Genomic DNA, 24,096 nt, shown 5'->3' on the forward strand with positions numbered 1-24,096 from the left:
TCAGGCGGCGGCCAACTGCGCCACCGCCTTGAACTCACGAATTAAAACAGGGTTTTACCGTAATCCATCGGCGACAGGCCAAAATAATTGGCGACGGTCTGGCCGATGTCGGCGAAGGTCTCGCGGTGGCCCAGCGAGCCCGGTTTCACTTTCGGGCCGTAGACCAGCACCGGGATGTGCTCACGGGTGTGGTCGGTGCCCGGCCAGGTCGGGTCGCAGCCGTGGTCGGCGGTGAAGATGATGATGTCTTCGTCTTTCACCAGCTTCAGCAGCTCCGGCAGGCGGCGGTCGAACAGCTCCAGCGCGGCGGCGTAGCCCGCCACGTCGCGGCGGTGGCCGTAAGAGGAGTCGAAGTCCACGAAGTTGGTGAACACGATGGTGTTGTCGCCGGCCTTTTCCATTTCAATCAGGGTCGCGTCGAACAGCGCGTCGATGCCGGTCGCTTTCACCTTCTTGGTGATGCCGACGTTGGCATAGATGTCGGCGATTTTACCGATCGACACCACTTCGCCGCCCTTCTCGTCCACCAGCTTTTTCAGCACGGTCGGCGCCGGCGGTTCTACCGCCAGATCGTGGCGGTTGCCGGTGCGCTGGAAGTGGCCCGGCTTGTCGCCGACGAACGGACGCGCGATCACGCGGCCGATGTTGTAACCGCCTTCGGTTAGCTCTTCACGCGCGATTTCGCACAGCTCGTACAGGCGATCCAGGCCGAAGGTTTCTTCATGGCAGGCGATCTGGAACACCGAGTCGGCGGAGGTGTAGAAAATCGGCTTGCCGGTTTTCATGTGCTCTTCACCCAGTTGATCGAGGATCACGGTGCCGGATGAGTGACAGTTGCCCAGGTAGCCCGGCAGGTTGGCGCGCTCCACCAGCTTATCCAGCAGCGCCTGCGGGAAGCTGTTGTGCTCGTCCTTGAAGTAGCCCCAGTCGAACAGTACCGGCACGCCGGCGATTTCCCAGTGGCCCGACGGCGTGTCTTTACCGGAAGAGAGCTCGCTGGCGTATGCGTAAGCGCCGATGATATCGGCATTGCGATCCAGCCCCTGCGGGAAGTTGCCGGTGGACTCTTCCGCCGCTTTGCCGAGCCCCAGGCGGCTCAGGTTAGGCAGCGTCAGCGGGCCCTGGCGGCCCACGTTGGCTTCACCGCGCGCGCAAACCTCGGCGATGTGACCCAGAGTGTCGGAACCCTGGTCGCCAAAACGTTCGGCGTCTTCGCTGGCGCCGATGCCGAAGGAGTCCAATACCATAATAAATGTGCGTTTCATCTGTGCTCTCCTGCGTGTTCTCACGCTTTGGACGGCCGCGAAAAAGCCGCGGCCGTTCCTGATTCTTGGGTTATTCCGTGACGCGCTTATACACCACCGGCGTCGCCTCCGGCGCCTTGTCGCTCAGCGTCATTGCGCTACGCACCGCATCGGCCGCCTGCTGCCAGCTCTCTTCATCGTTGGCGTGGATCATCGCCAGCGGCTGCTGGGCATCCACCTTATCACCCAGGCGCGCCACCTCGGTCAGACCGACGCTGTAATCGATGGCGTCGCTCGCCCGGCGGCGGCCGCCGCCCAGCGAAACCACCGCCATGCCCAGCGCGCGGGTATCCATGGCGCTGATGATGCCCGGATTTTCAGCATACACCGGCTTGCTCAGCGTTGCTGCCGGCAGATAGCTATCATAACGTTCGACGAAGTCTATCGGCCCTTGCTGCGCCGCCACCATGCGGCCAAACACTTCCGCCGCCTTGCCGTTGTCCAGCACCGCCTGCAGTTTGGCGCGCGCATCGGCCTCGTCATTCGCCAGGCCGCCGGACAGCAGCATCTCCACGCACAGCGCCAGCGTCACTTCCAGCAGGCGCGGATTGCGGTATTCGCCGGTCAGGAAGCGCACCGCTTCGCGCACTTCCACCGCATTGCCGGCGCTGGAGGCCAGCACCTGGTTCATGTCGGTCAGCAGCGCGGTGGTCTTGCAGCCCGCGCCGTTGGCCACGCCGACGATCGCCTGCGCCAAATCTTGCGACAGGGCGTAGGTCGGCATAAAGGCGCCGGAACCGACCTTCACGTCCATCACCAGCGCATCCAGCCCTTCCGCCAGTTTCTTGGCCAGAATGGAGGCGGTGATCAGCGGGATAGAATCCACGGTGGCGGTGATGTCGCGGGTGGCGTAAAAACGTTTGTCCGCCGGCGCCAGCGAGCTGGTCTGGCCGATGATCGCCACGCCGACGTCCTGAATAATTTTGCGGAAGGCGTTATCGTCCGGGAAAATATTGAAACCCGGAATGGCTTCCAGCTTGTCCAGCGTGCCGCCGGTATGCCCCAGGCCGCGGCCGGAGATCATCGGCACATAGCCGCCGCAGGCCGCCACCATCGGGCCGAGCATCAGCGAGGTCACGTCGCCCACGCCGCCGGTCGAATGCTTGTCGACGATCGGGCCGTTCAGCGCCAAACTCTTCCAGTCCAGCACGGTGCCGGAATCGCGCATCGCCATGGTGAGCGCCACGCGCTCCGGCATGCTCATGTCATGGAAATAAATGGTCATCGCCAGCGCGGCGATCTGCCCTTCCGACACCACGTTGTCGCGAATGCCGTTGATGAAAAAGCGGATTTCCGCTTCGCTTAACGGCTGGCCGTCGCGTTTCTTACGAATAATTTCTTGAGCCAGGAACAAGGCATCCCCCTGTGTCGCCGAGAGTCGGTGCAGACGGGCGCGCCTGGCGCCCGCCAACGAAATCGATCAGTAGCCGCCGCCGGCGGTCTGGGTCTGGTGGCCCAGCGCGGTCAGCAAGCTGGCCAGCAGGCTGGAAGCGCCAAAGCGGAAATGCCGCGCATCGGCCCACCCCTCGCCCAGAATACGATCGGCAAGTTGCAGATAATGCAGCGCGTCTTCCGCAGTGCGTACGCCGCCGGCCGGCTTGAAGCCCACCGTCTTCGCCACGCCCAGATCGCGGATCACCGACATCATCAGCTCGGCGCTCTCCAGGGTGGCGTTGACCGGCACCTTGCCGGTGGAGGTCTTGATAAAGTCAGCCCCGGCCTTGATGGCGATCTCGGACGCCTTGCGGATCAAATCGGCCTGTTTCAGCTCACCGGTTTCGATGATCACTTTCAGCAGCACGTTAGCCGCCTGGCAAGCCTGCTTGCACTGTTTCACCAGCTCGAAGCCGACCTGTTCGTTGCCGGCGATCAGCGCACGGTATGGGAACACCACGTCCACTTCATCCGCGCCATAGGCGATCGCCGCGCGGGTTTCCGCCAGCGCGATGTCGATATCGTCATTGCCATGCGGGAAGTTGGTCACGGTGGCGATGCGGATGTCCGGCGTGCCTTGCTCGCGCAGCGCCTTACGCGCCACCGGGATAAAACGCGGGTAGATGCAGATGGCCGCCGTGTGGCCGGCCGGGCTGTTGGCCTGACGACAGAGCGCGATCACTTTCTCGTCGGTGTCATCATCATTCAGCGTGGTTAAATCCATCAAGTTCAGCGCACGTTGCGCTGCTGCGGTTAATTCGGTCATAAAACTCTCCAACTGAGTACCTGGGTGTTGGCGAGCGGACTTGGTTCCATGAAGATAGCGCTGGGGAACGGCGTTCCCGCGGCGGCAACTGAGATCCTTCTCACCGCACATGGCCACCCGCCTTGCGGCCGGCCAGTAATAGCTATTTGAACACGAATGCCGGAGGCGATTCGCGCTCATCGTCACACTATATGAAATAGCACTGTAACAGACCGGAATTATATGTGAAGAGCATCACAAAATAACGCGATATCGTTCACAAATTCGCTAAAGAAGCGGCTGAAGATCGCGGGTGCGGCAAACACCCGCGTTGCTTAGAGTATAGGCGGAGTCCCGCGATCGGTCGCGCCGTCGCGGGCTCCGTGATGGCTTACAGCGCCAGGAAGAAGCCGGCGATGGTGGCACTCATCAGGTTGGACAGCGTGCCCGCCGCCACGGCCTTCAGACCGAAGCGCGCGATGTCGTGGCGACGGTTGGGCGCCATGCTGCCCAGACCGCCCAGCAAGATCGCCACCGAGGAGAGGTTGGCGAAGCCGCACAGCGCAAAGGAGATGATCGCCTTGGTGTGCGTCGACAGCACCTGCAGGCCTTCCGCCGCCACTACGTCATCCGGGCGCAGATAGGCGCCGAAGTTCATGTAGGCGACGAATTCATTGACGATGATCTTCTGGCCGATGAACGAACCGGCGGTCATTGCCTCGCTCCACGGCACGCCGATCAGGAAAGCGATCGGCGAGAACACCCAGCCGAGGATCAGTTCAAGCGACAGCTGCGGATAATCGAACCAGCCGCCGATACCGCCGAGAATGCCGTTAAGCAAGGCGATCAGCGCGATAAACGCCAGCAGCATCGCACCGACGTTCAGCGCCAGCTGCATGCCGGAAGCCGCGCCGGAAGCCGCCGCATCGATCACGTTGGCCGGACGATCCTCTTCGGCGATCAGCTTCATCGCATCGTCTTTATCGTGGGTCTGCTCGGTTTCCGGCACCATCAGCTTGGCGAACAGCAGCCCGCCCGGCGCGGCCATGAAGGACGCGGCGATCAGATATTCCAGCGGCACGCCCATCTGCGCGTACCCCGCCAACACCGAACCGGCTACCGAGGCCAGGCCGCCGCACATCACGGCGAACAGTTCTGACTGGCTCATGGTGGCGATATAGGGGCGTACCACCAGCGGCGCTTCGGTCTGGCCAACGAAAATGTTAGCGGTCGCCGACAGCGATTCGGTGCGCGAGGTGCCCAGCAACTTGTGCAGGCCGCCGCCCAACACGCGGATCACCAACTGCATGATGCCGAGGTAGTACAGCACCGCAATCAGCGAGGAGAAGAACACGATCACCGGCAGGACGCGCAGCGCGAATACGAAGCCGCCGCCGCCGAACACCTCGAACATCTTGTCGGACACCAGCCCGCCGAAGATGAACGAAATGCCCTGATTGCCGTAGGCGATAACGTTTGCCACGCCGTTAGACATACTGCCGAGAATGCTGCGGCCCAGCGGCACGTACAGCACCAGCGCGCCGATGCCGACCTGAATGATGAACGCCCACACCACGGTGCGCAATTTGATGGCCCGACGGTTGCTGGAGAGCAGCACCGCAATGGCGATCAGCACCGCCATACCGACCAGACTCATGATGAGTTGCATGCAAAGTTTCCCTGTTGCAAAAAATAAAATACATCCCTGCTCATGAAGAGAGGTCTGCTATTGGAGAGTTTCGGGGGGATTATACTGAGCGAGGTCACCCTCACACCGATTTATGTCACAAATGTATACAACGAGACGCAAATGAAAATCTTATAACGTGACACAAGTCACGTTATAAGCTCGTCAATCCGGCATGGCAAACAGTGACTGGGTATTGCGTTGCAGATGGGCGGCGATCTCGTCGGCCGGTTCCGGCCGCAGCTCGCACAGCGTGTGAAACACCTCGGCGGCGCGCTCGGGGCGATTCGGCTGCCCCTGATAGCCGGCCAGCGGCATGTCCGGCGCATCCGTCTCCAGCAGCAGCGCCTCAAGCGGCAGCTGCGCCATCACGCCGCGCGTTTTCTGCGCCCGCTCATAGGTGATGGTGCCGCCCACGCCGATGTAATAGCCGAGGCGGATAAACGCCTGCGCCTGCGACAGGCTGCCGGCGAAGCCGTGCACCACGCCGCGACGCGGCAGCTGCATGCGCCGCAGCGCCGCGGCCAGCTGATCGTGGGTACGCCGCGAGTGCAGGATCACCGGCAGGTCATGCTGTTTCGCCAGCCTCAGTTGGGCCAGCAGCACGCTTTGCTGGCGCTCGAACTGCGGGTTGTCCATATACAGATCGAGCCCGATCTCCCCCACCGCCACCAGCTTGCGCGGCCGTTCGGCCAACAGCGCCGCCAGCTGTTCCAGCTGCGGCTCATGATGCTGCGCGATATACAGCGGGTGCAGCCCCAGCGCGGCGAACAGCGGCGCGTGATCCTGCGCCAGCCGCAGCACCCGCGTGAAGCGATCGGCGGTGACCGTCGGGACGATGATGCGCTGCACGCCGGCGCTTGCCGCCCGCGTCAGGCTCTCGGCCTCATGTCCGGTAAAGGGCGGGAAATCGAAATGGCAGTGGGTGTCAGTAAAGGCGTAGCTCACAGCGCGCCCCCTTCACCCGGCGGCAGATCGCCCGGCAGAATGAGCTTCGGCGCCGCCACCGCAGCCTCCGGCTGCGCCGTGAGATCGGGTGACATGGCGATGTCGGTCACGATCGGCGAAGGCATTCTGACGTTCTCCGGCTGGATCAGGCGGCGCGACAACGATTTTTGCACCTTGATACCGTCCGGTTCCTGCTGCGCCATCCACTGGCCGACGGTGGCCAGGAAGTAGCGGCCGCAGCGGCGCCCCAGGTGATAATCCTGATTGAGCGCCCCCAGTCGGCTGCCCAGCGCATTGCTGGCCAGCGGCTTAGGCGGGAAGATCTCGAAGATGCGCAGCTTGCCCGGCGGTTTCTCAATAAAGCGCTGGATGCGGTGATAGCTTTGCTCATGATGCTGCAGGATGCGCACCATCTGCTGCAGGCTGCTGTCGCTCAGCCAGTGCTCCATGCGCTTCATCCACTGCGGGGTGTAGTACATTTGCGAAGGCACGGTGCGGATCACCACGATGGTGTCGGCACCGCGGCGGTAGGCCTCTTCCACCGGGATCGCATCGCTGATGCCGCCGTCCTGATAGCTGACGCCGTCCAACTCCACGCCCTGACGGTAAAAGCCGGGAATGGCGCTGGACGCCTTGATGGCCGGCAGCCAGCGTTCGCGCTGCGCCGGCAGATAGGCCGGTTCGAAATCGTCGCTGCGGCAGGCGCACAGCAGGAATTCGCGCCCGTCGATAAAGTGTTGTTCCGCCACATCCATCGCCAGCGGCATCTGCGCCGCCGCCGTATCAACCAACCAATCGAGATCGATCAGATGCCCGCCGCGCACAAAGCGCAGCGGATTGAAGAACTGGGCCGAGGTGGTGTAACGGGTGATCACCCGACGCGCGTAGCCCATCTGCCCGCAGATATAGGCAGACAGATTCTGAGCGCCGGCCGATGTGCCGATCAGCAGATCGAAAGGGTTAAAGCCCGCGCGCTGGAACTCGTCCAGCACGCCGGCGGTGAAAATGCCGCGCTGGCCGCCGCCTTCGCAGACCAACGCCATTTTTCCTGGTCGAAAAGGTTTAGACGCCAGCGGTTCTATATTGCCGAGCGTGATGGGTATTCTGTATCCCAACTTGGCATCCTCAGTGAGACGTTTTCTCCGAGGATACCGCGTCTCGCTCTCTTCCGTAATCCTCTTGCAGCACGCCGACGAGGAAATCATTGCTGCCGGCCAACCAGGCACCATCGCTGCCGGACCATTCGGCCCACGCCTGCCATACCTGACCTTTCAGCTGTTTCCAGCGCCCGACGATGATGTCGCTGTTCATGGCCGGCTCTCCCCGAGGTGAGAAAAGGAATTAAGCTTTGTTACAGTTTGCAGGAAAATGCCGGCCGGCTAAGGGCGCCGACGGCCGGTGAACAGGCTGACCAGGAACAGGATGATGCCGACAACGAACACGACTTTGGCAGCCCAGGCGGCGGTGCCCGCCAGCGAACCGAACCCCAGTGCCGCAGCGATAAGCGCGATGACTAAAAAGATAATGCCCCAACGAAACATAAGCTTCTCCTTACCATTGTGAAAAAATTCGCTGCCGTCTACCGCCCCGACAACGGGACATCGACGGCAAATCAGTTTCTTTTTTTGGTGGTACACGTCGGGCCGCCTTCACGGCCCGACAGATGCGGCTTGTTGTTACTTGTTACGGGCGCCTGGCGGGATTACGGCTTGACCACCAGGTCGTTTTTCACGCTTTTCACGCCGTCGATAGCCTTGGCGATGCTTTCGGCACGCTCGGACTGCGCCTGCGTTTTCACCTCACCGGAAAGCTGCACCACGCCATCGGTGGTTTCCACTTTCACATTGCGCGACGGCACGATGTCATCGGCCAGCAGCTTGGCTTTCAGCTCGCTGGTGGTGGCGGTGTCGCCGGCATACGATTTGATCGACTGGTTGGCTTCATCTTTCACGTGCAGCTTGTCGCTGACGGTTTTGACGCCTTCCACCTTACCGGCAACCGCAACCGCATGCTCCGCCTGCGCCTGGCTGCCGACAAACCCGCTCAGGATCACGGTGCCTTTTTCGGTTTTCACCGAAATGTCAGTGCTTTTGATGGTTTTATCGTCCACCAACGCACTTTTAACTTTAGCCGTTATCGCGCTGTCATCCATGTAACCGTCAACTTTTTTCATGGAGCTATCGATTTTGGCACCGGCACTGTCCGCGGCGTTAGACGCCTTGTTGAGCAGACTGTCTTCGGCCAGCGCAGTGCCGCTCACCAAAGCAGAACCCAAAACAACAGCCATCAGCGAGTGTGCAAATTTGGTCTTTTTCATCGATCTCTTCCTTTTGTTGGGGGCCCCAGCGCCAGAGCGCCGGAACCCTTCAGCCGCCTTCACGCGGCCTCTCGGTAAATACTTCATCATCGCTATACGATTAAGCGTTCACGACAGAAATACTGCAACCGCCGTGCCAACTCCATAAACATCTTAAAAATCAAACAATAAAAGCATTGAGTCGGATTTTTAATCAAAAAACTGTCGCCTATTGACGACAGACCAAGTGACACGAAACGGTAAAACAGTCATCTCATTGATATTTAAGGAAACAGACTGTCTCCTATCGGCAACACATCAGAATAACTCACCAAACAATCAGCGTATTACAGTGATTTACTCTCAAGCAATGTGCGGACATCTCGTTAAAGATAGACCATGCGGTGGAAAACGCAGGCCTAACGAACGCTGCCTGGCGATATCGGTTTGCGGCATAAAAGGTGAGGAAGTTTTATTAATTAGCGGAGTGAGGATGAGGGAGGTTGGCAGGGCGCACCGGGCGCCCTGCCGATTGATCAGTGTTCGCGGGTTTTGCGGAAGGTCACGTCAGGATAGCGTTCCTGCGTCAGGTTGAGGTTCACCATGGTCGGCGCGATGTAGGACAGGTTGTCCCCACCGTCCAGCGCCAGGTTGATCTCGTTCTTGCGCTTGAACTCTTCGAACTTTTTCACGTCGTCGCACTCGACCCAGCGCGCGGTCGACACGTTGACCGACTCATACAGCGCTTCCACGTTGTACTCGCTCTTCAAGCGCGCCACCACCACGTCGAACTGCAGCACACCGACCGCGCCGACGATCAGATCGTTGTTGGCGATCGGGCGGAACACCTGCACCGCGCCCTCTTCGGACAGCTGCACCAGCCCCTTCAGCAGCTGTTTCTGCTTCAGCGGATCGCGCAGGCGAATGCGGCGGAACAGTTCCGGCGCGAAGTTCGGAATGCCGGTGAACTTCATGTCTTCACCCTGGGTGAAGGTATCGCCGATCTGAATGGTGCCGTGGTTGTGCAGACCGATGATGTCGCCCGGATAGGCTTCTTCCACGTGCGAGCGGTCACCGGCCATAAAGGTCAGCGCGTCGGAGATCACCACGTCTTTGCCGGTGCGCACCTGGCGCAGCTTCATGCCCTTCTCATAACGGCCGGACACCACACGCATAAAGGCCACGCGGTCGCGGTGCTTCGGATCCATGTTGGCCTGGATCTTGAACACGAAGCCGGTGAATTTCTCTTCCGCCGCCGTCACTTCGCGGGTGTCGGTTTTGCGCGGCATCGGCGCCGGCGCCCAGGCCACCAGGCCGTCCAGCATATGATCCACGCCGAAGTTGCCGAGTGCGGTACCGAAGAATACCGGCGTCAGCTCGCCGCTCAGGAAAGCTTCCTGATCGAACTCGTGAGAAGCGCCCTGCACCAGCTCCAGCTCATCGCGCAGCTGCGCCGCCAGATCTTCGCCCACCGCCGCATCCAGCTCTGGGTTGTTCAGGCCCTTGACGATGCGCACTTCCTGAATGGTGTGGCCTTTACCGGTCTGGTACAGGTAGGTTTCATCCTTGTACAGGTGGTAAACGCCCTTGAACAGCTTGCCGCAGCCGATCGGCCAGGTGATGGGCGAGCAGGCGATCTTCAGTTCGCGCTCAACTTCATCCATCACTTCCATCGGATCGCGGATGTCGCGGTCCAGTTTGTTCATGAAGGTCAGGATCGGCGTGTCGCGCAGGCGGGTGACTTCCATCAGCTTGCGGGTGCGATCCTCTACGCCCTTGGCGGCGTCGATCACCATCAGACAGCAGTCGACCGCGGTCAGGGTGCGATACGTATCTTCGGAGAAGTCTTCGTGCCCCGGGGTATCCAGCAGGTTGACCAGGCTGTCACGGTACGGGAACTGCATCACCGAGGTGGTGATCGAGATCCCGCGCTGCTTTTCCATTTCCATCCAGTCGGATTTGGCGTGCTGGCTGGAGCCGCGGCCTTTTACCGTACCGGCGGTCTGGATCGCCTGTCCGAACAGCAGCACTTTTTCGGTAATGGTGGTTTTACCGGCATCGGGGTGCGAGATGATGGCGAAAGTTCTTCTTTTGGAGACTTCGCGGGCAAATTCACTAGGAGACATGGTTTTCAGGTTCTACGGTTAGTCCGCCCTGCGACATCATCAGAACGCGCCGATCGCGGCGCCGGGCAAAGCGGTGAATAAAAGATAACAGCCGGGCATTTTCGCCGATTTGCCAACCGGTGACAATCAATGGATCCGATTTCCCGCTAACACAGGCGGAAATCGGGGGACAAGGCGGCCCAATGCCGACGCAATACAGATTTGTGATCGTCCGCCATCGGCAGGTCCGCCAACAATGCCGGCCACAAAGCTCGCGCCTTGTCGATGGCATCCAAGAGATGCACCCGTATTGCGGGCCAGGGAATATCGACTCGATCGGACCAGCGCTCGAAGGTTCGCATTGAGATCCTATCCCAGCGTTTTTCCTTCGCCATATTGAGCGCAACCTCAGACTCACCAGGGATATAAGCCAATGTAGTGACGATGTCATAAGCGGGAGCAAGCCGCACATCGGCCTGGTTTGGATAGATCATGGACCAATTTTTTACGTGAGCATCGCCATTGGCGAGCAGAATATTCGCCAACAGACGGCGCGCCATTTGCTGCGTATCCGCTAAAGATTCACTGCCAAACTCATAGAGATAAGCCGCTATCTGATCGTAATTTTTGCCGCGGTATTTGTCGTGTGGATAGATCTCGAATATCTGGGCAAAATCTTCTGTATGCACTCGCCCACTTTCACTGCGGTCAAAACGACGAATGGCATACGCATAGGGTTCATCCGCCAAGCGAATATCAGGCAAGTGTTCAAGCCGTGTCAGCTCAACCAGCTCAATATCGGGAATATCCACGCCGATGGCTTGCGCCAAACGCATTGCCGTATATTCATTTTCAGGGAGATGACGATGAACGGTTGAAGGCGTTTTAATGATCCAGCTATCAGCGCCCACCTGAGAAGAAATGTTGAAGCGGCCCTCTTTGCGCACAGAGGAAAATTTCATTTGTACCCCTGCCAGAGAAAATTTCTGCGCCGCCACTCCAACATCAATTTGCACGGCTTCCAGCTCTCCGCGCGACGTTAACGCCCAAGCGGGGATATCACTGGCGGCCAGCGGCCGTGCTTCAAGCGCTCCCGGCAAGTTTTCCCCGGCCCAGGCAAGTAAAGGAAACTCCTCATTCACATGGGTTTTCAACGACTGGGCCAACCAACTGCGCAGTGCGCCTTCGGGCAATAAATTGGATAAGACGGGCGGAAGGCGCTGCGATGACTGTAAAACTTGCTCAAGATATCCCGCGTGCGCCTTCTGCCTTAGCGTAAACAGGGGACGAACAGGCTCCGGCAAAGCGAGGTAGTGCGGATCAAACGTCAGGATGTTTCTGCCGCCGCTGTAGTGCGCCAGCACGCCCACCCGCACACCATGCAATATCAAGGCTAACGCCTGCACCGATTCAACCTGTCGCAGCCCTTTCATTCGCTAGTCCTCGAGATCTTTCAGTTTTTCTTCGAAATTCTGTAAGTTACTCACTTCTGGTGCATGACTCACAGTCTGTTGCAGCAAGCACTCCACATCACGGACAGACCTTTTCGGCACGATAACATATTCCAAATCCATCGCCGCCAATATCCGTAGCAGCGTGCTCATCCGCATATCGCTGCCCGATTCAACACGCTGATATTGCTGTTGAGTCATGCCAATCTTCATCAAAAAGTCTTTTTGGCTCCAGCCCAACTCAATGCGTTTTTCTTTCAGCAACGCTGATATTTCTGATAATTTTCTCATCCCCACCTCCAAACAACGCATTGATTGTTTCCTCAACAATAAACAACAAATTAGTTGTCGTCACAGCGAAAAACAACTTGTTTGATGTAAATTAATCAGGAAACAACTTTTCAGTTGTTAAAGGGGAGGAAAACAATCAATAGGATGTTTTTAGATTACGCCAGCGGCAGCGCCATCACGATCGCGTCTTCGCGGCCGTGGGCGCTCGGGTAATAATTGCGGCGCACGGTGACTTCGTTGAAACCGAGATCTTCATACAGCGCGATCGCCGCCTGGTTGGAGGCGCGGACTTCCAGCCACAGCGTAACCACGCCGCGGCTCTCCAGCTGTTCGATCAACGCGTTGAGCAACAGGCGGCCAAAACCCCGGCGCTGCCACTGCGGATGGATGGCGATGTTGAACAGCGTGGCTTCGTCCAGCACGATTTGCGTGATGGCGAATCCCGCCATCTCCCCGTCGGCGCTCAGCTTCAGGTTAAGGTAGCGATCGCCCTGATTGCTGGCGAAGGTGGTTTCCGTCCAGGGAAAGGCGTGGCTGGCTTGCTCAATGGTGAAGGCTGTGGCCAGGTCGGCCGCCGTCAGGGTAGAAATCGTGTTCATGATGACAAATCTGCTGCCAGAGGGCGCGTTTGGCCCCCGCGTCTTGGGAAAGCTCGGCCAGCGCCGGGCTGTGTAGCTGCGCGCCGGCGACCGCGAGCGGTTCCGTCACGCCCAGCCGCCAACTGTTGCATGTGGTCTCTTCAGGCAGCATCGCCGCCTGTTCCGGCGTCAGGCTGTAGGTTTGCGCCGGCGTCAGCCCCAGGCTGCGCAGCACGTCGCAAAACAGCGGATCGTCGGGTGCGGGCAGCGTCTGCGCGACCACCAGCAGGCGCGCCTCGGGCGGCAGACTGACCGCCACTTCGCCCTGCAACACGCCCGGGCGGCGCAATGTCCACTGCGTAATACCCAGTTGTTGTAACAGCCAGTCGCGTTTTGATGCCATGCCGATTCCTACCCGTTGTGGTGCGCCATGCCTGCCATGCGCCGCGCTATGCTAACAAACCCGCGCAGCCCGCGCCAACAAACCCGTCGAACATATCGCCACAAAGCTCTATAATCCCCGGTCTCATTTCCAGGAGCCAATATCTGATGTCTGCATTAACCCCCGCCAGTGAAGTCATGCTGCGCCACAGTGATGAATTTATCGAACGCCGCGTGCTGTTTGCCGGCGACCTGCAGGACAGCCTGCCGGCCCAATTCGAGGCCGCGGACGTGCGCGTCCACACTCAGCATTACCATCACTGGCAGTTACTGAACCGGACGATGGGCGATAACGTGCAGTTCGGTTTGACCGTCGATCCCGCTTTCGTCGCCGACTGCGACACGCTGGTTTACTACTGGCCGAAGAGCAAGCAGGAGGCGCAATTCCAACTGTGCAACCTCCTGGCGCTGTTGCCGGTAGGCGTGGACGTGTTCGTGGTCGGTGAAAACCGCAGCGGCGTGCGCAGCGCCGAGCCAACGCTGGAAGGCCACGTTGCGCTGGTGAAAATCGACAGCGCGCGCCGCTGCGGCCTGTATCACGGCCGCCTGGACGCGCAGACCGAGTTCGACCTGAACGAGTGGTGGGACAGCTATCAGCTGCACGATCTGGAAGTGAAAACGCTGCCGGGCGTGTTCAGCCGCGACGGCCTGGACGTCGGCAGCTCGCTGCTGCTGTCGACGCTGGAAAAACACATGAAAGGCAAGGTGCTGGACATCGGCTGCGGCGCCGGCGTGATGGCCTCGGTGATGGCCAAGCTGTCGCCGAAGGTGAAACTGACCCTCAGCGACGTCAATGCCGCCGCGGTGGAATCCAGCCGCGCAACGCTGGCCGCCAACGGCATCGAAGGCGAAGTGATCGTCAGCAACGTTTACTCCGATATCACCGGCCGTTTCGACATGATCATCTCCAACCCGCCGTTCCACGACGGGCTGCAGACCAGCCTGACCGCCGCGGAAACCCTGATCCGCGGCGCGGTGAAGCACCTGCCGATCGGGGGTCAACTGCGCATCGTCGCCAACGCCTTCCTGCCCTACCCGGACATTCTGGACGCCACCTTCGGCAGCCACGAAGTGCTGGCGCAGAACGGCCGCTTCAAGGTGTACCAGGCGACCGTCGGCCGTCCGCCGCGCGCGCCGAAGAAGAAATAATTCGCCGTTGGCGGAAAACGACAGAGCGCGGCCCGAGGCCGCGCTTTTTTTTAGCCGTTGATATAGGTCATCGACTCCGCGCCGTAGCGATCGCCGGCCGCCGCGCTCAGCGGAAACACCACTTCTATCGCTGCCAGTTCAGTCGCGCTCAGCGTTATCTCCGCCGCGGCGACGTTCTCTTCCAGATAGCGACGGCGTTTGGTGCCGGGGATCGGCACAATGTGTTCGCCCTGCGCCAATACCCAGGCCAGCGCCAACTGAGAAGGCTTGACGCCCTTCTGCGCCGCCAGCTCGCCCACCTTCTCCACCAGCGCCAGGTTGCGGGCGAAGTTTTCCCCCTGGAAACGCGGGTTACTGCGGCGGAAATCGTCCTCGGCCAGATCCTCCGGCCGCCGGATAGCGCCGGTGAGGAAACCGCGCCCTAACGGGCTGTAGGGCACAAAGCCGATGCCCAGGCGCTCACAGGCCGCCAGCACGCCCTGCTCGGCGTCGCGCGTCCACAGCGAATACTCGGTCTGCAGCGCGGTGATCGGATGTACCTTGTGCGCCCGCTCCAGCGTGGCGACCGACGCCTCGCTCAGGCCGATGTGGCGGATCTTGCCTTCGCGGATCAGATCCGCCATCGTGCCGACGACGTCTTCGATCGGCACTTGCGGATCGACCCGGTGCTGATAATAGAGATCGATCTCCTCCACGCCCAAGCGCCGCAGGCTCCCCTCGACGGAGCGCCGGATATACTCGGGCCGGCTGCTGACGCCGCGCGCCGAAGGATCCGCCGGATCGCGCAGGATGCCGAACTTGGTGGCCAGGAACACCTGTTGCCGCTTGCCCCTGATCGCCTCCCCCACCAGCTCTTCGTTGGTGTGCGGCCCGTACATGTCGGCGGTGTCGAGCAGCGTGACGCCCAACTCCAGCGCCCGGTGCAGCGTGGCGATGGCTTCCTGCCGATCGGCGCCGGTGGAATAGAAGTCGCTCATGCCCATGCACCCCAGCCCCAGGGCGGAGACGACGGGACCGTTGGAACCGAGTTTACGTTGTTGCATTGTGCAGCCCTCATGCGGTGAATGGATAACGCAGCAAAGTCTGGTTGTTTACGCGACAAAGATAAATAATGCAGATTGCACATCACTGTTCAAAAATCACCAACAATCCGGAGTGGACATGGATCAGGTTCAAGCCATGCGCATTTTTACCCGCATCGTCGAACTGGGCAGCTTCAGCCGGGCGGCCGAACGCCTGCAGCTGCCGCGCGCCACGGTCAGCAACGCGCTGAAACGGCTGGAACAGCGGCTGGGCGTGCGCCTGCTGATCCGCACCACCCGCCAGGTGCAGGTGACCAGCGAAGGCAGTCTCTATTACCAGCGCTGCGTGCAGCTGCTGGGGGCGCTGGAAGAGGCGGACACGTTGTTCAGCCACCATAAGCTGCAGCCGTCCGGCAAAGTGCGCATCGATATGCCCCATTCGCTGGCGCGCGAGGCGGTGATTCCGGCGCTGGACGACTTCTACCGGCGCTATCCCGACATCACGCTGGCGCTGGGCGCCAACGACACCCACGTCGATCTGTTGCGCGAAGGCGTGGACTGTGTGCTGCGCGCCTGGGAAACCGAAGACGACAGCCTGGTGGCGCGGCGCATCGCCCAGCTGCCGCAGGTCACCTGCGCTTCCCCCGCTTACCTGCAGGCCCACGGCACGCCGCTCGACATCGATAGCCTGGCGCCGCACCGCGCGGTGGGGTATTTTTCCCTGGCCAGCAACCGCGATTACCCGCTGGAATTCTGCCGCGGCGGCAAGCTGGAACTGCGCGAACTGCCCGCCCGGCTCAGCGTCAGCGGCGCCGACGCCTACATCGCCGGCGCGCGCGCCGGCATGGGATTGATTCAGGCGGCGCGCTATTCGCTGGCGCCCTGGCTGAAACAGGGAGAGCTGGTGGAAGTGTTGGCGGACACGCCGCCTCCGCCAATGCCGATTTACATCATGTATCCGCCCGGCCGTTTCCTGGCGCCGCGGGTCAGGGTGTTGATTGATTGGCTGATTTGGCTGTTTGACCAGCAGAAAAGCGGCGATATGGCTGTTTTTCCAGCAAACGCCCGCAAAGCGGGGAAATAACTGTTGACGTGCCCGCCAAAATCTCTAGAATTCGCCTCCGTGGTAACGTTACTCCGGTAATGTTTCTGGTACGCGAAGGTGGCGGAATTGGTAGACGCGCTAGCTTCAGGTGTTAGTGTCCTTACGGACGTGAGGGTTCAAGTCCCTCTCTTCGCACCAAATAACCACATGATTTATATTGCACTCAGCATCGATGCGAAGGTGGCGGAATTGGTAGACGCGCTAGCTTCAGGTGTTAGTGTTCTTACGGACGTGAGGGTTCAAGTCCCTCTCTTCGCACCAAGCTGGCGACGTAATATAAATCAAAGCAACAACATCGACTGTGCGAAGGTGGCGGAATTGGTAGACGCGCTAGCTTCAGGTGTTAGTGTCCTTACGGACGTGAGGGTTCAAGTCCCTCTCTTCGCACCAATTGATGATCTCTCCGGTAGTTCCTTCGAAAGAATCCCAACGCATTGATGATAAACACGCTTAAGCGTGGTTTTGCCGTTTCTGGCGTTTCACCCAAAGCTGAAGTTGAGGCTGACTGCCGCCAGGCCGCCCGCCAGCGCCATGCAGGAAGGCAACAGCAGATAGTGGCGCAGCCGGCTATTGAACAGCATCACCAGCGTGGCCAACATCGCTATCACGATCAGGGTGCGCAACTGCAGCATATCCAGGTTGATCAAGGCCAGCAGCGGCATCAACGCACAAGGTAGCAAAACGCCCCAGGCGCTGGCCAGGCGATCCCCGAGGCACCAACTGACGCCCCACAGCCCGCACGCGGCAATCATGGCAGTGAGCATGACACCCTCCTTAAGTGATAATGATAACCAATATCATATAACACTTTTTTAGCCGCCGCATCATTTTCACTGCGCTGACCAAACTCAGATGACACCAGCAGGAAAAAATGATAATTTGACATAAGAAAATTCCTAGTCCTGTTTGCATGATAATAATCACAACCCTCAACCATGCAATTCAAGTGGATATTCGCGCCAAAGGAATGCTTCTCAACCTTAATTATTCGACAGAACGACTTTGCAAAGAGTGACCTCCGTATGAACGCCCGTTCTTATCAGGAATTACTGAACAGCAAGCAGCGCCTGGCATTATTTCTTTTTCTGATAATGAATGCCGCCTCTTCCGTATTTACATTATTGTTCCCTTTTAGGGATACGCCCGCATTTACCCTACCTTTATTATGTATACCGCTATTTTGTCTGGTAGCGGCGCTATTTTCCCTGCAAACGCCACGTAAATATTTGTGCAAACTCAACCTGTTCGCCAGCGTACTCGGCCTGCTCTGGGCCGCACATATTTACGTTAAAAGTCAATATTGCCTACCGAATAACCAAGATTTTTTATTAATTAGTTTGTTTAGCATCTTTTTTATCAGCGCTATTTCTCTGACGGATAACTTTACCGCCTTTTGTTTACACGCCGTACCTTCCGCAATGATGATCCTGGCTTTAGACGGCATGCATAATACCCTGCGGATATTATTCACCACGCTATTACCTATTATCGCTTTCTCCATTCATCACCTGATGTTGAAACGCAGTGAAATCTTTACCCACGCGCTGGTGGCCAACCTGTATAACGAGCGGGACAAATTCAATAATTTGAGCATGCTCGATCCCCTGACCGGCCTTTATAACCGACGTGGGCTGGAGAATAAGATCACTATGCTGCTGGAACCGCAAACCGGCCACCATTACGTGCTATTGCTGGATATCGACCACTTCAAGGTCTACAACGACAGCTACGGCCACGCCATGGGCGATCGGGCTTTGGTGCAGGTGGCGGTCGCCATCCGCGATGCGGTGCGTTCGCGCGATATCGTGGTGCGTTACGGCGGGGAAGAGTTTTTGGTGCTGCTGACCAACGTGCACGAAGGCTACGCGGCGCAGCTGGCCGAGCGAGTGCGCCAACGCGTGGCGGAACTGAACATCCCGCACGGCGCCAGCCCGCAGCACAGCGGCACGCTGACGCTTAGCGCCGGCATCTCCGCGCTGGAAAAACTGGACATCGAATCGGCGATAGGCGCAGCCGACGCCGCGCTCTATCTGGCGAAACACAGCGGCCGCAACAATATCCAGCTGGCGCAAAACGTCCAGCCCGTCGTCATTCACCCTTAAGCCGCCGCCGAAACGGCGCGGCGGCCGCCAGTAAAACTTAAGCAGAGGTGGAACGCAGCCCGTTCAACAACAGGTTCAAACTGGCCAAGGCCTGCTCCAGCGCCACGTCTTTTTCCGGCTGATGGGCGACCCACAGCGCAGCATCCATCAGGCCGCCATTGATTAAATGCGCCAGCGCTTCCGGTTCGGCGGTAGCGATACGCCGCTGCGCCATCAACGCCTGTAAGGCCCCCGTCATCCAGGTGATGCAACCCAGTTTGCTGGCCTGCAGATAGTCGGCTCCCAGCACCGAGGGCGAATCGCGCAACAGAATGCGCTGCGATTGCGGCTCCGTCATCATGATCAGATAACCGCGGCAACGCCCCGCGAAGGCCTCCCAGTCATCTGGCGTGTTCGCGGTAATGTCGGCCAGGCGCGCATCCATTTCGGCGTCGATTTCCTGCACGACGGCCAAAAACAATCCCTTCTTGTCGCCAAAATGGTGATAGAGCGCACCGCGCGTCATACCGGCTTGCGCAGTAAGCTCATCCATCACCGTCTCGGCATACCCCACGCCGCCGAACTGCTGACGGGCGGCCGCCACCAGCTTACGCCGGGTTTCTTCAATCATTTCTGTGCGCGCTTTACGTGCCATGGATTCACTCCCGTCTCGCCATTGATGACGTTATAATTGACATACGCCATGTATGTCAATTAACGTAACATACGTGGCGTATGTCAATGATGGGCATTGCGCGAATACCGAGCCGCCAACATTCAGGAGCCCTATTCATGGCAAATCCTTATTTCACACTGTTCAGCGCACCGGGCAGCAAGGCGTTTTCCTCTGCCGGGTTGATCGCGCGCCTGCCGATCTCAATGACCGGTATCGGCATCATCACCATGCTTTCGCAGGTACGCGGCTCCTATTGGCTGGCGGGTGCGGTGGCGGCGACATTCGCCTTTTCCATGGCGCTGCTCGCGCCGCAAATCGCACGCGCGGCGGACCGCTACGGCCAAAACCGCGTGCTGCCCTACGCCACCGGGGTCAGCGCACTCGCCCTGTTGCTGCTGCTGATCTGCACCCACTATCGGGCGCCGGACTGGACGCTGTTCGTCTTCGCCGCGCTCGCGGGCGGCATGCCCAGCATCTCCGCGATGGTCAGAGCCCGCTGGAGCGAAATTTATCGCGGCACGCCGCAGCTGCACACGGCGTTTTCATTCGAGTCGGTGTTGGACGAAGTGGCCTTTATCGTCGGCCCGCCGATCGCCGTGGGGCTCAGCGTTGCGCTCTTCCCTGAGGCCGGCCCTCTGGCGGCCGCGCTGCTTCTGGTGGCGGGCGTTTCGGCATTCGCCTGGCAAAAAAGCACTCAGCCCCCGGTTTATCCCCGCAATAACCAGCGGCAGCGCGCCATCCTGGCCATGCCGTCGATGCAGATCCTGGTGCTGGCGCTGATCGCGCTGGGCACCATCGTCGGCACCGTGGACGTCATCAGCGTGGCCTTCGCCGAGCAGCAGGGGCAGCCGGCCGCCGCCAGCATCGTGCTGTCGGTTTACGCAGGCGGCTCCTGCCTCGCCGGGCTGATTTTCGGCGCAATAAAGCTGCCGTCCCCATTGCCTCGGCAGTTCTTATACGCCGCCTTCGCCACCGCACTCACCACGCTGCCGCTGCTGTGGGTGCACAATGTCTTAACGCTGGCGGCGGCGATGTTTGTCGCCGGACTGTTTTTCGCGCCGACCATGATCGTCGCCATGGGGTTGGTTGAACGCCTCGTGCCGCCTTCACGTTTGACGGAAGGATTGACCTGGATGGTGACCGGCCTGGGGGTTGGCGTGGCGCTCGGCGCCGCCTTGGCGGGGCTGGCGATCGATGCGGTGGGGATCAAGGCCGGCTTTGGCGTCACGCTCACGGCCGGCCTGGTCGTACTGCTGGTGGCGGCCGGCGGCTATCGCTTAATGCGGCGAACGCTGGCCGTGCAAGCGGCATGAACCGCTCGCGCTAGGCGCTTTCCCAAATCGCCTTGCCCTGCCAGCGCCGTTCGATCGCCGCCAGAAACAGTTTCACCTTGGGGGAAAGGTGGCGCCGGCTGGGATAGACGGCGCAGATCGGCGGCCCCGGGCGACAATAGCGCTCCAGTATCGGCACCAGCGTGCCGGCCGCAATCTGCTCACCGACCAGAAACGCCCCTACCTGACACAGACCGGCCCCGGCGACGGCCGCATCCCGCAATGCCTCGACGTTGTTGAAACGCATCCGGCCGCGCACCGGCTGTTCGTGCAGTTGACCGTTAACCCGATAGCGCCAGGGCGCCGGCAATCCCTGGTGGCTGAAGACCAGCGTCTCGTGATCGCCCAACGCCTCCGGTTTCGCAGGCGTACCGTGCCGCGCCAGATAGTCCGGCGCCGCGCAGGTGATCAGGCGATGCGGCGCGAGCACCCGCCGCACCAGTCGGCTGTCGTCGCTGCCGCCGACGCGGATCGCCACGTCGATGCCGTCGCGCACCAAATCGCTGTAATCGTCGGAGAAGCTGACGTCGGCGTCCACCTCCGGCCACTGCGCCAAAAACTCCCGCAAAATCGGCAGAATATGCAACCGCCCCAGCGAGACCGGCACATCCAGCCGCAGCCGCCCGCGCGGGGTTTGCCGCCGCGTATTGAGCGCCGTTTCCGCCTCTTCGGCCTGCGACAGGATACGCTGTGCATACTCGTAAAACACCGCGCCGTCTTCGGTCAGGCTGACGCTGCGCGTGGTGCGCTGCAGCAGCCGGGTCGCCAATCGCGCCTCCAATCGGGTCACGCATTTGCCCGCCGCCGAACGGGAGATGCCCAGCCTCTCGGCCGCCAGCGTGAAGCTGCGGGCATCGGCGACGCGAATGAACACCAGCAGGTCGGTCAGGTTATCCAACGGCATAGACGGTAAATTAGCCACGATCTTTCCCCAATGTTGCGCATTCAGGCCAGTTTATCAGCCATTTTGGCGCGGATACACTGGGGTTCTTCATCTGTTGGGAGAGTCATTATGAGTGCCTTACACGCCGACGGCGGCGCAAAAGCGTGGCTGGCGACCTTCACGGTCGGCCTGTCCACCTTTACCGTCGTCACCGCAGAAATGCTGCCCGTCGGGCTGCTGACCCCGATCGTCAATACCCTGAACGCGACGATCGGCCGCGCCGGGCTGCTGATTTCCCTGCCGGCCCTGTTCGCCGCGCTGTTCGCCCCGCTGGTAGTGCTGGGCGCCCGGCGCACGGACCGCCGCAGCCTGTTGGCGGGCTTTCTGCTGCTGCTGATCGCCGCTAACCTGCTGGCCGCCGCCGCCACCTCCCTGGCCCTGCTGTTCGCCGCGCGCATCCTGCTGGGTTTTTGCATCGGCGGTATCTGGGCCATCGCCGGCGGGCTGGCGGAACGCCTGGTGCCGCCGGCCTCAGTCGGATTGGCGCTGTCCGTCATCTTCGGCGGCGTAGCGGCGGCCTCGGTGTTCGGCGTGCCGCTCGGGGTATTCCTCGGTGAAGCGCTGGGCTGGCGCCTGGCGTTTCTGGCGGTCGCCGTTCTGGCGGCGCTGACCCTGCTGCTGCTGGTATGCGTGCTGCCGCCGCTGCCGGTCACGCAGGCGATAAGCTGGAGGTCGTTCACCGCGCAGCGCGCGAATCGCCGGCTGCTGACCGGGCTGCTGCTGACGTTTTTGCTGGTCGCCGGTCACTTTATGGCTTACACCTTTGTCCGTCCGCTGCTGCAGACGGTCTCCGGCATCGAGAGCCGCTGGGTGGGGCCGCTGCTGTTCGCCTACGGCGTCGCCGGCCTCGTCGGGAATTTCATCGCCGGCCAGGCCGCCGCCAAACGGCTGCGCCGCACCCTGGCGCTGATCGCCCTCGGGCTGGCGCTCGCCGCCCTGCTGCTGCCGCTGCTGGGCCACGCGCCGCTGAGCGGCGGCGCCTTCCTCCTGCTGTGGGGCCTTGCCTACGGCGGCGTTTCCGTTTCGTTGATGGCGTGGATGCTCAAGGCGGCGCCCGATGCGGTCGAGGTCGCCTCTTCGCTGTATATCGCGCTGTTTAATCTGGCGATTTCCTGCGGTTCGCTGGCGGGCGGGCTGGTGGTGGACGCCGGAAGCTTGACGATAAACGGCGCGCTGTCCGGCCTGGTGCTGCTGCTGGCGTTGGCGATCCTGATGGGGGCCCGGCGGCAGATGCCGAAAGCGGCGGCGAAGGCCGATTCGCCGCCGGGATGAATCAGGCGCGGCGCTGCCGCAGGCCGTAAACCAGCACCACCGCGAAGCACAGCAGCGGCAGCAGATAAGAGAGCGCGGTGCTGTAACGGTCGGCCAGCGCCCCCATAAAGTACGGCATGATGGCGCCGCCGACGATCGCCATGATCATGAACGAGCTGGCGCGCTTGGTGTGCTTGCCCAGATTTTTCACCCCCAGGGCGAAAATGGTCGGGAACATGATCGACATAAAGAAGAACACCGCGATCAGCGCCACCACCGACACGCCGTCGACGCTCAGCATCACCACGCCGCACAGCGCGATGTTGATCAGCGCATAGGCCGCCAGCAGCGTCGCCGGTTTGACTCGCCCCATCAGCCAGGTGCTGAAGAAGCGCCCGACCATAAAGCAGATCATGGCGATCGACAGCAGGTAAGAGGCGTTCTGGTTAGACACCTCGCGCCAGTGCTCGGTGGCGTAGTTGATGAAGAACGCTCCCACGCCCACCTGCGCCGCCACGTAAAAGAACTGTGTGATAACCCCGCCGACGAAATGCGGATGCTGCCACAATCCCTGCGCTATCACGCCGTGCACCGGTTTTTCCTCTTCGCGGATCGCCGGCAGCCGGGTGCGGCTGAACAACAGCGCGATCAGCAACACCAGCGCGGCGATCGCCACATAGGTCATCTTCACCGCGCTCTGATCGCCGTCGCCGGCGGACTGGCCGGCGGAGAAGAACAGCGTGCCGCCGATCAGCGGGCCGATAAACTGCCCGAGGCCGTTGAACGACTGCGCCAGGTTGAGCCGCCGTTCGGCGCCCTGCGCGTCGCCCAGCACCGTGGCGTAAGGGTTGGCGGCCGTTTCCAGACAGCCCAGGCCGCTGGCGATAACGAACAGCGCAAACAGGAACACGCCGAAGCTGTTGGCCGACGCCGCCGGCACGAACAGCAGCGCCCCCAGCGCGTACAGGCACAGCCCGACCAGAATGCCCGCCTTATAACCCTTGCGATCCATAAAGTACCCGGCGGGCAGCGCCACCAGGAAATAGGCGCCGAAGTAGGCCGCCTGCAGCAGCCCCGACTGCGCCTTGGTGACGTGCAACGTCTCCTGAAAATGTTTGTTTAATACGTCCAGCAGGCCGTAGGACAGCCCCCACATGAAGAACAGGCTGGTGACCAGGATAAAGGCCCAGCGCAGATTGGCGGTCACGGGGACGCCCGGCTGCGCGGAGGCCGCACTTTTTTCAGCAAGCATGGTGAT

24 protein-coding genes and 3 tRNA genes are annotated in these 24,096 nt (G+C 60.6%); 8 read left to right on the forward strand and 19 right to left on the reverse strand.

Going from position 1 to position 24,096, the window contains the following annotated elements:
* Positions 1-41: 41 nt before the first annotated feature.
* From deoB to ACMGF7_RS04805, 14 genes are all read right to left on the reverse strand, one after another.
* Positions 42-1,265 carry a phosphopentomutase gene (gene deoB / locus ACMGF7_RS04740; RefSeq protein WP_004933063.1) on the reverse strand — a complete coding sequence of 408 codons (1,224 nt, stop codon included), beginning with the start codon at positions 1,263-1,265 and terminating at the stop codon, positions 42-44.
* A gap of 70 nt (positions 1,266-1,335) precedes the next feature.
* Complete coding sequence (deoA, locus tag ACMGF7_RS04745) at positions 1,336-2,658, reverse strand: thymidine phosphorylase (protein WP_004933068.1); 1,323 nt, start codon at positions 2,656-2,658, stop codon at positions 1,336-1,338.
* A 66-nt stretch (positions 2,659-2,724) separates the two neighbouring features.
* Positions 2,725-3,504, reverse strand: coding sequence for a deoxyribose-phosphate aldolase (deoC, locus tag ACMGF7_RS04750; RefSeq protein ID WP_004933072.1), 780 nt, complete (start codon positions 3,502-3,504; stop codon positions 2,725-2,727).
* 370 nt (positions 3,505-3,874) lie between these two features.
* Positions 3,875-5,152: a NupC/NupG family nucleoside CNT transporter gene (locus tag ACMGF7_RS04755; RefSeq protein WP_004933076.1), complete on the reverse strand. Its 1,278-nt coding sequence runs from the start codon at positions 5,150-5,152 to the stop codon at positions 3,875-3,877.
* Positions 5,153-5,335: 183 nt separating this feature from the next.
* Positions 5,336-6,118, reverse strand: coding sequence for a TatD family hydrolase (locus ACMGF7_RS04760; RefSeq protein ID WP_049241943.1), 783 nt, complete (start codon positions 6,116-6,118; stop codon positions 5,336-5,338).
* Positions 6,115-7,233, reverse strand: coding sequence for a patatin-like phospholipase family protein (locus ACMGF7_RS04765; RefSeq protein WP_033631741.1), 1,119 nt, complete (start codon positions 7,231-7,233; stop codon positions 6,115-6,117). The genes ACMGF7_RS04760 and ACMGF7_RS04765 overlap by 4 nt, the downstream gene beginning before the upstream one ends.
* A gap of 10 nt (positions 7,234-7,243) precedes the next feature.
* On the reverse strand, positions 7,244-7,429 hold the full coding sequence (locus tag ACMGF7_RS04770) for a CsbD family protein (RefSeq protein ID WP_004933086.1): 186 nt from the start codon (positions 7,427-7,429) through the stop codon (positions 7,244-7,246).
* 68 nt (positions 7,430-7,497) lie between these two features.
* Entirely contained in the window at positions 7,498-7,659 is a 162-nt protein-coding gene (locus tag ACMGF7_RS04775) for a DUF1328 domain-containing protein (RefSeq protein ID WP_004933089.1), read from the reverse strand.
* 161 nt (positions 7,660-7,820) lie between these two features.
* The gene (osmY, locus tag ACMGF7_RS04780) at positions 7,821-8,435 is read right to left on the reverse strand and encodes a molecular chaperone OsmY (protein ID WP_004933091.1); all 615 of its coding nucleotides are present in this window, start codon (positions 8,433-8,435) and stop codon (positions 7,821-7,823) included.
* 515 nt (positions 8,436-8,950) lie between these two features.
* Complete coding sequence (prfC, locus tag ACMGF7_RS04785) at positions 8,951-10,540, reverse strand: peptide chain release factor 3 (RefSeq protein WP_004933094.1); 1,590 nt, start codon at positions 10,538-10,540, stop codon at positions 8,951-8,953.
* 146 nt (positions 10,541-10,686) lie between these two features.
* Entirely contained in the window at positions 10,687-11,952 is a 1,266-nt protein-coding gene (locus ACMGF7_RS04790) for a type II toxin-antitoxin system HipA family toxin (RefSeq protein ID WP_015376588.1), read from the reverse strand.
* A gap of 3 nt (positions 11,953-11,955) precedes the next feature.
* A complete protein-coding gene (locus ACMGF7_RS04795) occupies positions 11,956-12,261 on the reverse strand; it encodes a helix-turn-helix domain-containing protein (protein ID WP_019454983.1) in 306 nt (101 codons plus the stop codon).
* A gap of 155 nt (positions 12,262-12,416) precedes the next feature.
* Complete coding sequence (gene rimI, locus ACMGF7_RS04800; RefSeq protein WP_019454982.1) at positions 12,417-12,860, reverse strand: ribosomal protein S18-alanine N-acetyltransferase; 444 nt, start codon at positions 12,858-12,860, stop codon at positions 12,417-12,419.
* A complete protein-coding gene (locus ACMGF7_RS04805; RefSeq protein ID WP_021505387.1) occupies positions 12,805-13,242 on the reverse strand; it encodes a DNA polymerase III subunit psi in 438 nt (145 codons plus the stop codon). The genes rimI and ACMGF7_RS04805 overlap by 56 nt, the downstream gene beginning before the upstream one ends.
* 146 nt (positions 13,243-13,388) lie before the next feature.
* On the opposite strand from ACMGF7_RS04805, the gene rsmC reads away from it, so the two are divergent.
* Positions 13,389-14,429 (forward strand): 16S rRNA (guanine(1207)-N(2))-methyltransferase RsmC, encoded by a 1,041-nt coding sequence (gene rsmC / locus ACMGF7_RS04810; protein ID WP_031300418.1) that lies wholly within the window; start codon positions 13,389-13,391, stop codon positions 14,427-14,429.
* A gap of 50 nt (positions 14,430-14,479) precedes the next feature.
* Here rsmC and ACMGF7_RS04815 read toward each other — a convergent pair whose 3' ends face one another.
* Complete coding sequence (locus ACMGF7_RS04815) at positions 14,480-15,472, reverse strand: aldo/keto reductase (protein ID WP_164095527.1); 993 nt, start codon at positions 15,470-15,472, stop codon at positions 14,480-14,482.
* Between the two features lie 118 nt (positions 15,473-15,590).
* Between ACMGF7_RS04815 and ACMGF7_RS04820 the strand changes: the two genes are divergently transcribed.
* The 4 genes from ACMGF7_RS04820 (at position 15,591) to ACMGF7_RS04835 (ending at position 16,946) form a co-directional block, all read left to right on the forward strand.
* A complete protein-coding gene (locus ACMGF7_RS04820) occupies positions 15,591-16,535 on the forward strand; it encodes a LysR family transcriptional regulator (protein ID WP_273890206.1) in 945 nt (314 codons plus the stop codon).
* A gap of 72 nt (positions 16,536-16,607) precedes the next feature.
* Positions 16,608-16,694: transfer RNA gene (locus ACMGF7_RS04825), tRNA-Leu, on the forward strand.
* Positions 16,695-16,730: 36 nt separating this feature from the next.
* Positions 16,731-16,817 (forward strand) — tRNA-Leu (locus ACMGF7_RS04830).
* A gap of 42 nt (positions 16,818-16,859) precedes the next feature.
* Positions 16,860-16,946: transfer RNA gene (locus ACMGF7_RS04835), tRNA-Leu, on the forward strand.
* A gap of 89 nt (positions 16,947-17,035) precedes the next feature.
* Here ACMGF7_RS04835 and ACMGF7_RS04840 read toward each other — a convergent pair.
* The gene (locus ACMGF7_RS04840; RefSeq protein ID WP_004933115.1) at positions 17,036-17,320 is read right to left on the reverse strand and encodes a DUF1435 domain-containing protein; all 285 of its coding nucleotides are present in this window, start codon (positions 17,318-17,320) and stop codon (positions 17,036-17,038) included.
* Positions 17,321-17,578: 258 nt separating this feature from the next.
* Here ACMGF7_RS04840 and ACMGF7_RS04845 point away from each other — a divergent pair, with 258 nt between their 5' ends.
* Positions 17,579-18,658, forward strand: a complete 1,080-nt coding sequence (locus ACMGF7_RS04845) for a GGDEF domain-containing protein (protein WP_033645665.1) — start codon at positions 17,579-17,581, stop codon at positions 18,656-18,658.
* Between the two features lie 37 nt (positions 18,659-18,695).
* Here ACMGF7_RS04845 and ACMGF7_RS04850 read toward each other — a convergent pair whose 3' ends face one another.
* Positions 18,696-19,292, reverse strand: coding sequence for a TetR/AcrR family transcriptional regulator (locus ACMGF7_RS04850; RefSeq protein ID WP_049239767.1), 597 nt, complete (start codon positions 19,290-19,292; stop codon positions 18,696-18,698).
* 137 nt (positions 19,293-19,429) lie between these two features.
* Between ACMGF7_RS04850 and ACMGF7_RS04855 the strand changes: the two genes are divergently transcribed.
* A complete protein-coding gene (locus ACMGF7_RS04855) occupies positions 19,430-20,626 on the forward strand; it encodes an MFS transporter (RefSeq protein ID WP_164095925.1) in 1,197 nt (398 codons plus the stop codon).
* Between the two features lie 10 nt (positions 20,627-20,636).
* Here the strand turns inward: ACMGF7_RS04855 and ACMGF7_RS04860 are convergent, their stop codons facing one another.
* Positions 20,637-21,548: a LysR family transcriptional regulator gene (locus ACMGF7_RS04860; RefSeq protein WP_164095949.1), complete on the reverse strand. Its 912-nt coding sequence runs from the start codon at positions 21,546-21,548 to the stop codon at positions 20,637-20,639.
* Positions 21,549-21,656: 108 nt separating this feature from the next.
* On the opposite strand from ACMGF7_RS04860, the gene ACMGF7_RS04865 reads away from it, so the two are divergent.
* The gene (locus ACMGF7_RS04865; RefSeq protein ID WP_049239764.1) at positions 21,657-22,859 is read left to right on the forward strand and encodes an MFS transporter; all 1,203 of its coding nucleotides are present in this window, start codon (positions 21,657-21,659) and stop codon (positions 22,857-22,859) included.
* Position 22,860: 1 nt separating this feature from the next.
* Here ACMGF7_RS04865 and fucP read toward each other — a convergent pair whose 3' ends face one another.
* Positions 22,861-24,090 (reverse strand): L-fucose:H+ symporter permease, encoded by a 1,230-nt coding sequence (fucP, locus tag ACMGF7_RS04870; RefSeq protein ID WP_164095926.1) that lies wholly within the window; start codon positions 24,088-24,090, stop codon positions 22,861-22,863.
* Positions 24,091-24,096 lie beyond the last annotated feature (6 nt).

It is taken from the genome of Serratia sp. BNK-17 (assembly GCF_048684935.1).
Taxonomy (GTDB): Bacteria; Pseudomonadota; Gammaproteobacteria; order Enterobacterales; family Enterobacteriaceae; genus Serratia; species Serratia nematodiphila.

What these genes read in the sequence shown, in the direction of transcription:
- prfC (WP_004933094.1), bottom strand. Translation starts at nt 10,540, where the DNA reads ATGTCTCCTAGTGAATTTGCCCGCGAAGTCTCCAAAAGAAGAACTTTC.
- ACMGF7_RS04850 (WP_049239767.1), bottom strand. Translation starts at nt 19,292, where the DNA reads ATGGCACGTAAAGCGCGCACAGAAATGATTGAAGAAACCCGGCGTAAG.
- ACMGF7_RS04840 (WP_004933115.1), bottom strand. Translation starts at nt 17,320, where the DNA reads ATGCTCACTGCCATGATTGCCGCGTGCGGGCTGTGGGGCGTCAGTTGG.
- ACMGF7_RS04770 (WP_004933086.1), bottom strand. Translation starts at nt 7,429, where the DNA reads ATGAACAGCGACATCATCGTCGGGCGCTGGAAACAGCTGAAAGGTCAG.
- ACMGF7_RS04775 (WP_004933089.1), bottom strand. Translation starts at nt 7,659, where the DNA reads ATGTTTCGTTGGGGCATTATCTTTTTAGTCATCGCGCTTATCGCTGCG.
- ACMGF7_RS04790 (WP_015376588.1), bottom strand. Translation starts at nt 11,952, where the DNA reads ATGAAAGGGCTGCGACAGGTTGAATCGGTGCAGGCGTTAGCCTTGATA.
- ACMGF7_RS04755 (WP_004933076.1), bottom strand. Translation starts at nt 5,152, where the DNA reads ATGCAACTCATCATGAGTCTGGTCGGTATGGCGGTGCTGATCGCCATT.
- osmY (WP_004933091.1), bottom strand. Translation starts at nt 8,435, where the DNA reads ATGAAAAAGACCAAATTTGCACACTCGCTGATGGCTGTTGTTTTGGGT.
- rimI (WP_019454982.1), bottom strand. Translation starts at nt 12,860, where the DNA reads ATGAACACGATTTCTACCCTGACGGCGGCCGACCTGGCCACAGCCTTC.
- ACMGF7_RS04860 (WP_164095949.1), bottom strand. Translation starts at nt 21,548, where the DNA reads ATGCCGTTGGATAACCTGACCGACCTGCTGGTGTTCATTCGCGTCGCC.
- ACMGF7_RS04855 (WP_164095925.1), top strand. Translation starts at nt 19,430, where the DNA reads ATGGCAAATCCTTATTTCACACTGTTCAGCGCACCGGGCAGCAAGGCG.
- ACMGF7_RS04815 (WP_164095527.1), bottom strand. Translation starts at nt 15,472, where the DNA reads ATGCAACAACGTAAACTCGGTTCCAACGGTCCCGTCGTCTCCGCCCTG.
- ACMGF7_RS04865 (WP_049239764.1), top strand. Translation starts at nt 21,657, where the DNA reads ATGAGTGCCTTACACGCCGACGGCGGCGCAAAAGCGTGGCTGGCGACC.
- fucP (WP_164095926.1), bottom strand. Translation starts at nt 24,090, where the DNA reads ATGCTTGCTGAAAAAAGTGCGGCCTCCGCGCAGCCGGGCGTCCCCGTG.
- ACMGF7_RS04820 (WP_273890206.1), top strand. Translation starts at nt 15,591, where the DNA reads ATGGATCAGGTTCAAGCCATGCGCATTTTTACCCGCATCGTCGAACTG.
- deoB (WP_004933063.1), bottom strand. Translation starts at nt 1,265, where the DNA reads ATGAAACGCACATTTATTATGGTATTGGACTCCTTCGGCATCGGCGCC.
- ACMGF7_RS04795 (WP_019454983.1), bottom strand. Translation starts at nt 12,261, where the DNA reads ATGAGAAAATTATCAGAAATATCAGCGTTGCTGAAAGAAAAACGCATT.
- deoC (WP_004933072.1), bottom strand. Translation starts at nt 3,504, where the DNA reads ATGACCGAATTAACCGCAGCAGCGCAACGTGCGCTGAACTTGATGGAT.
- ACMGF7_RS04805 (WP_021505387.1), bottom strand. Translation starts at nt 13,242, where the DNA reads ATGGCATCAAAACGCGACTGGCTGTTACAACAACTGGGTATTACGCAG.
- ACMGF7_RS04845 (WP_033645665.1), top strand. Translation starts at nt 17,579, where the DNA reads ATGAACGCCCGTTCTTATCAGGAATTACTGAACAGCAAGCAGCGCCTG.
- rsmC (WP_031300418.1), top strand. Translation starts at nt 13,389, where the DNA reads ATGTCTGCATTAACCCCCGCCAGTGAAGTCATGCTGCGCCACAGTGAT.